We start from the raw sequence: 5,757 nt of genomic DNA on the forward strand, positions 1-5,757 counted from the left end.
AGCAGCTCAGGTCACGACCTTCAGTCCGTGACTTGGCACTCTCCTATGAGATTCCGGTTTGGGCGGCCCATCGAGCGTTAACCGATTGCATCTATCTGGCAGAAGTGTTCCGCCGTTGCGATCAACTGGAACAACTCATCGAACGTGGATTGGAACCCCGTTCCTTAATGAGGGCTCAGATTTCCTATGACGATCGCCAGTTAGCTCGAGATGCAGGCTTCCGTTGGAATGATCCAGTGAAGGGGGCTTGGACCAGGCGTCTCAGCCAACGCGAAGTGGAAGAACTGCCATTTGCAGTTGTGCCCCAAGACGAGAGTGAACGTCAACCATCCTGATTTATTTCAGCAATCCGAAGCCACTTAGGTGATTTTTGAAGGGTCAGGCTCACGGCATCAGGCTGTCAGTACGGTTGTTCTCTCATTTCAGCCCCGCGTGCAGAGATTTCTCAGCCACTGCGAATTCCGGAGCTTTGATCCCTTGCGGCGGCGCTTGAGGCGCTGGCAGGAGGTTCGCACCTGGGCGCGTCTGATCAGAGAAGCGGAATCCCTGTGGCACGTGGATGTTCGTGAGTTGAGGCATCTCGGAGCCATTGAACTTTCACAGTTGCTGGACGAAGTGCCTCCGACGGAACGAATCCGAGTGAATCGCTGGCTCATTCGCTATTCCGTCGAAACGCGTTTGACGTGCCCTCAAAACGATCAAAAGGAATGGACTACGCCACTGGATTCCTCGTCAACGCGGTGAGTGCTTATTGCTCCTTGTCAGATTCAGCAGGACGTAAGCGATCAATCGGAATTAAAAATGTGCCCCGACGGAAGCGCACTGCGGCAATTTCGAGGGGGTGAAGGGCAACCACCGCTCCGGATTCATCGCTGCCAACAAGATCGGAAGGGCGAAGCATTGGCATGGGGTCAGCCGTTTTGAGATAGGGCATCGGACTGATCAGTTGGACTTGGTCACCGATAGAAACGGTCATGACACCTGGGCAATCACCCTCTCCTACAGCAGGATGGGGGGAGTTGATCGTTGCCCGTGCGGGCTCTTGCCACCTGGAGCGGCGCAATCGCGGGTCTGCTTCTCATTCTTGTGGGAAGTTTGATCCCGGCTGCCATCGTGCTGCCGGTCGCAGAGCTCCCCCCCCGATTGCTGAGTTTGCCAAGCACCTGGCAAGTTCCAGCACTCCTACTTTGCGCCCTTGTCTGCGGCCCACGATCAGGCGTGATCGCAGCGGTTGCCTACATCACCGTGGGGCTGGTTGATCTTCCCGTATTTCATGACGGTGGAGGTTTGGCCTACGTGCTCACTCCCGCCTTTGGTTATCTCGCTGGCTTTGTGCCAGCAGCCTGGCTCACCGGACGGCTCGCCCATCAAGCGGGGATGAACGACTTAGCGCGCCTCACGTTGGCGGCAATCGCTGGTGTAATCACGATTCAGCTGTGCGGAATTCTTAATTTATTGCTCGGAGCGGGATTGGGCCGTTGGAGTGATTCGCTTCTTGATTTGTTGTTCAGTTACAGCCTCGGGCCCTTGCTCGCACAACTGGCTCTTTGCGTCGCAATCGCCTTAATTGCGCTTCCGATTCGTCGTCTGCTCTGGATCGAATGATCAGCCGCAGCAACCGACTGATCCGGCGTCACACGATTGTGTTGATCAGCCTGTTGATCCTGCTGCTGGATCAAGCGTCCAAGTATTGGGCTCGATCCCAGTTGCTTCCGAATCTGTCGCAACCGTTCCTACCTGGATTGCTTCAGTTTCGGCTCGTGCGCAACACCGGCGCAGCCTTCAGCATGTTGAGTGATTCCACCGCCCTGCTGGGACTCCTCAGCTTGATTGTTTCGCTTGGTTTGCTGGGCTGGATCTGGCGATCCAAGCGACTTGAGCTCTGGTTAGGTCTGGCCCTGGCCTGCCTACTGGGCGGAACGCTTGGCAATGGCATCGACCGCTGGCAACTGGGCTATGTCACCGACTTCCTGGAGCTCGTGCCCTTCCGTTTTCCCATCTTCAACGCCGCAGACATCGCCATCAACCTCGCCGTCCTCTGCTTCGCCATCGACGCTCTCTCCCAACGCAATGGACAAGCGAAATCCTGACGGCCCCTCCTCAGCCCAACTGATCATCCATCAACGAGATCAGCCAGATCGAACGATTGCGTTGCATGGCGATGGCTATCGGATTGGACGCGATGGTCCCCTAGAAGTGCGCATCGATCATCCGGCCGTCAGTCGCCAACATGCTTTGCTGCAACGCCAAGGTCGGCGGTGGATCCTTCAAGATTTGGACTCGACCAATGGCTTGTGGTGGAAAAGTCGCCGGATTCAACAGCTTGAACTGCGCGATGGAGACGACGTTCAGTTTGCGCCGGCTCTAGACGCCACGGCTCCATTTCTGCATTTCGATGATGCAGCAGGGCGACGACGTCTTCGGATTGAACGCTGGTTGGGCCTCTTCCTGTTGGGGTGCCTTGGTGGTGGAGGTGCTCTGCTGTTGCTGTCCAACCTCACCATGCCGATTAGAGGGCAACTGGCACGCGTGCGCGGTCCGTTGGCCATTTACGACGGCAATAACCAACCACTGGCCTCCGTTGATTCCAGTCGTCATCGCGAGCTCAAGTCGGTGAATGCGTTCTCACCCCTGCTGGTTGATGCTCTGCTGAGCAGTGAAGACAACCGCTTCTGGTGGCATCCGGGGGTCGATCCCATTGGCACGCTGAGAGCCTTCAGCACCAATTTGATTGGCGGACAAGTGCTGGAAGGAGGCAGCAGTCTCACGCAGCAGTTAGCTCGCAGCCTGTATCCCGATTACGTGGGAGAGGGAGACACCCTGGCGCGGAAATGGAAAGAGCTGCTCGTGTCCTTGCAGTTGGAAAGTCGCTTCAGCAAAAGCCAGTTGCTTCTGAGCTACCTCAATCGGGTGTACTTGGGCGTTGGTTGGGGATTTGAAGATGCCTCACGCGTGTTTTTCGATCAATCCGCGGCAGAGCTGAATGTGCAGCAAGCCGCTCTGCTGGTGGGTCTGTTGCCATCACCCAATGGGCACGATCCCTGTCAGTTTCCCCAGCGCGCTCTCAAAGCACGCAATCGGGTGATCAACAAAATGGCCGATGGCGGTCGTCTGTCCTTGGAGCAGGCGCGGTTAGCGCGTCGAAAACCGATTCAATTAGCCAAACAGGCCTGCAGTCGGGAGCAGGTCAGTCGATCCGCACCCTTTTACACCGATCAAGTGCGGCGAGATCTCACAGAGCTCGTGGGCCCAGACGTGGCCAATGAAGGAAATTTCCTGATCGAAACCCATTTGGACCCCGTTCTGCAATCCGTGGTGGAACGCCAGTTGAGCGGTTTATTGGCCAACAACGCATCGCATGGGGTTCAGGAGGGAGCTGCCGTTGTGCTGGATAGCCGCACAGGCGGGGTTCTCGCCATCGCCGGAGGTAGGGACTATCGCTCGAGCCAGTTCAACCGTGCCTCGATGGCGATGCGCCAACCAGGCAGCACCTTCAAACTCATCACTTATCTAGCGGCCCTGGAGCAAGGACTAAAACCCAACGACACTTTGGATTGCAGCCCCCTCCGCTGGGGAGGACAACGCTTTGACAGCACCTGTTCGGGCCAACTGACCCTGGCCAGTGCCTTCGCCTCAAGCCAGAACACTGCAGCGCTGCGCCTCGCCCAACGCGTAGGCCTGGAGCAAATGGTGAGCTTGGCGAAACGTCTGGGAATCTCCACGCCCTTAGATCCTGTACCGGGGCTAGCTCTTGGACAGAGTGAGGTGCGCTTGATTGAGCTCACCAGTGCCTATGCCGCTGTGGCCAATGGCGGCATCTGGCAACCTCCCACCACCATTCGTCGTTTGCTCGATGCAGAAACCTGCCGCTTGGATCGCCCCAGTGGCTGCGGCAGCCTGACTGGAGACGGCGGTGCTGGAGACAGCAGTCAGCGCCAAGCCTCTCGTCGTGTCCTGAAGGGACAGACGGCTATGCAAATGCAGGGTTTAATGCGCGCAGTCATTCGCAGCGGCACCGGGCGTTCAGCCTCGCTCGGTGGACAAGAGGGAGGGAAAACAGGCACCACCAACGATGGCCGTGACCTGCTGTTCATTGGCTACGAGCCGAGTCGCCATTGGGTGCTGGGAATCTGGCTAGGCAACGATGACAACAGTCCTTCAGCCAGTTCCAGCGCCTTGGCAGCCTCGCTCTGGAGTCGCATCATGCGTGCTGCTGGACAGGGCGGTGTGGCGGGCCGATGAAGGGATCCAATCGCTTGATTTTGTTGGGTGCAGCGGGACTTGTTGTCCTGCTGGTGCTCGGCCTGGTGCTCCAGGGCATTCGCAATCTGCTCTGGGATCTCAGCTACATCCTTCCGCCCTGGCTTGTGGGTCCAGTGCTGCTCATCGGCACCATCCTGGTCCTTGCCTTCGTTTTTCAAGTTGGCTGGCCGTTGTGGAAGGGATGGAAAACCCGCCGCAGAGCCACCAAAGCCACCACGACTTCCCCTTCTCCTCCGGGCTCGCGTCGTCAAGCGGCTGAACAAAGCCTGGACAGCATTGATCGCCTGCTGGAACGTCTCCAAGACGATGTTGCCCGGCAAGCTCTGCATCTGGAGCGCGAGCGCGTCGCGCGGGAATTGGCGCGCGGCGATTTAGTGGTGGTTGTCTTTGGAACAGGCTCCAGTGGGAAAACATCGCTGATTCGTGCCCTGCTCCAAGACATCGTTGGGCGAGTTGGGGCACCGATGGGCTCCACAACTGGCAGCCAAACCTATCGGCTTCGCCTCAGCAAGCTGGAACGAGGCCTGCAATTGGTCGATACCCCTGGAATCCTGGAAAGCGGACTGGATGGAAGAGATCGGGAACAAGAAGCGCGTGAACGCGCCAGCCGTGCTGACTTGATGCTGGTGGTGGTGGATGGTGATCTTCGCTCTGCTGAATGGGATGTAGTGCGCAGCCTTGGGGGTTTGGGCAAGCGCCTGATGTTGGTGTTGAACAAATGCGATTTACGGGGAGAGGAAGAGGAAAAACGTCTACTGGCCTTGCTTCGCGGACGTTGCCAAGGCCTGCTCACCGCTGAAGACGTGATCCCTACCAGTGCCTCCCCCCAATCCTTGCCGAGACCTGGCCAGAAACCCTGGCAACCCCCAGCTGAGGTAGCTGTGTTGCTCCAACGCCTGGCCGTGGTGCTCCATGCGGACGGCGAAGAGCTTCTGGCCGACAACATTCTTCTGCAATGCAGAACGCTGGGCGACAAGGGGCGATCGCTTCTCAACCGACAGCGCCAGACGGAGGCGCGACGGATCGTGGATCGTTACAGCTGGATTAGTGCAGGCGTTGTGGCAGCGACACCACTACCAGGTATCGACTTGCTTGGCACCGCGGCGGTGAATGCCCAGATGGTGATGGAGGTCGCGAAGGTCTACAACGTGCAGTTGACACGTGACAAAGCACAAGAGCTGGCCGTCTCGGTGGGGCGCACCCTGGCAGGTCTTGGTGTTGTCAAAGGCGGTGTTGCCTTGATTGGCACCGCTCTCAGCGTGAATCTGCCCACCCTCTTACTGGGAAAAGCCGTTCAGGGTGTTGCAGCTGCATGGTTAACGCGGATTGCAGGCGCCAGTTTCATCACCTATTTCCAACAAGATCAAGATTGGGGAGATGGTGGCGTGCAAGACGTGGTGCAGAGGCACTACGACCTCAACCGACGCGATAGCGCCCTCAAACGCTTTCTCGACACCGCTCTCAGACAGGTTGTGGAACCCCTGCGGCAATCGG

At 57.9% G+C, this 5,757-nt stretch carries 7 protein-coding genes; 6 read left to right on the forward strand and 1 reads right to left on the reverse strand.

The genetic code is table 11. The features are described 5' to 3' along the window. The coding region (locus NCN04_RS06990; RefSeq protein ID WP_502988765.1) for a DUF8626 domain-containing protein at window positions 1-335 on the forward strand (335 nt) is incomplete at its 5' end. A gap of 97 nt (window positions 336-432) precedes the next feature. Further along, complete coding sequence (locus NCN04_RS06995) at window positions 433-744, forward strand: hypothetical protein (protein ID WP_250395612.1); 312 nt, start codon at window positions 433-435, stop codon at window positions 742-744. Window positions 745-748: 4 nt separating this feature from the next. Here the strand turns inward: NCN04_RS06995 and NCN04_RS07000 are convergent, their stop codons facing one another. Then, window positions 749-976, reverse strand: a complete 228-nt coding sequence (locus NCN04_RS07000; RefSeq protein ID WP_250395613.1) for an NAD(P)H dehydrogenase assembly family protein — start codon at window positions 974-976, stop codon at window positions 749-751. Window positions 977-1,032: 56 nt separating this feature from the next. Between NCN04_RS07000 and NCN04_RS07005 the strand changes: the two genes are divergently transcribed. From NCN04_RS07005 to NCN04_RS07020, 4 genes are all read left to right on the forward strand, one after another. Beyond that, window positions 1,033-1,605 (forward strand): biotin transporter BioY, encoded by a 573-nt coding sequence (locus NCN04_RS07005; protein ID WP_250395617.1) that lies wholly within the window; start codon window positions 1,033-1,035, stop codon window positions 1,603-1,605. Beyond that, window positions 1,602-2,090, forward strand: coding sequence for a signal peptidase II (gene lspA / locus NCN04_RS07010; RefSeq protein ID WP_250395614.1), 489 nt, complete (start codon window positions 1,602-1,604; stop codon window positions 2,088-2,090). Before NCN04_RS07005 ends, lspA begins: the two co-directional genes overlap by 4 nt. Further along, window positions 2,071-4,242: a transglycosylase domain-containing protein gene (locus NCN04_RS07015; RefSeq protein WP_250395615.1), complete on the forward strand. Its 2,172-nt coding sequence runs from the start codon at window positions 2,071-2,073 to the stop codon at window positions 4,240-4,242. The genes lspA and NCN04_RS07015 overlap by 20 nt, the downstream gene beginning before the upstream one ends. Next, window positions 4,239-5,757: YcjF family protein (locus NCN04_RS07020; protein WP_250395616.1), on the forward strand; the 1,519-nt coding region annotated here is incomplete at its 3' end. The genes NCN04_RS07015 and NCN04_RS07020, both read left to right, overlap by 4 nt.

Origin of the sequence: Synechococcus sp. MU1655 (assembly GCF_023630655.1) — a bacterium.
In the GTDB taxonomy this organism is placed as follows: Bacteria; Cyanobacteriota; Cyanobacteriia; order PCC-6307; family Cyanobiaceae; genus Synechococcus_C.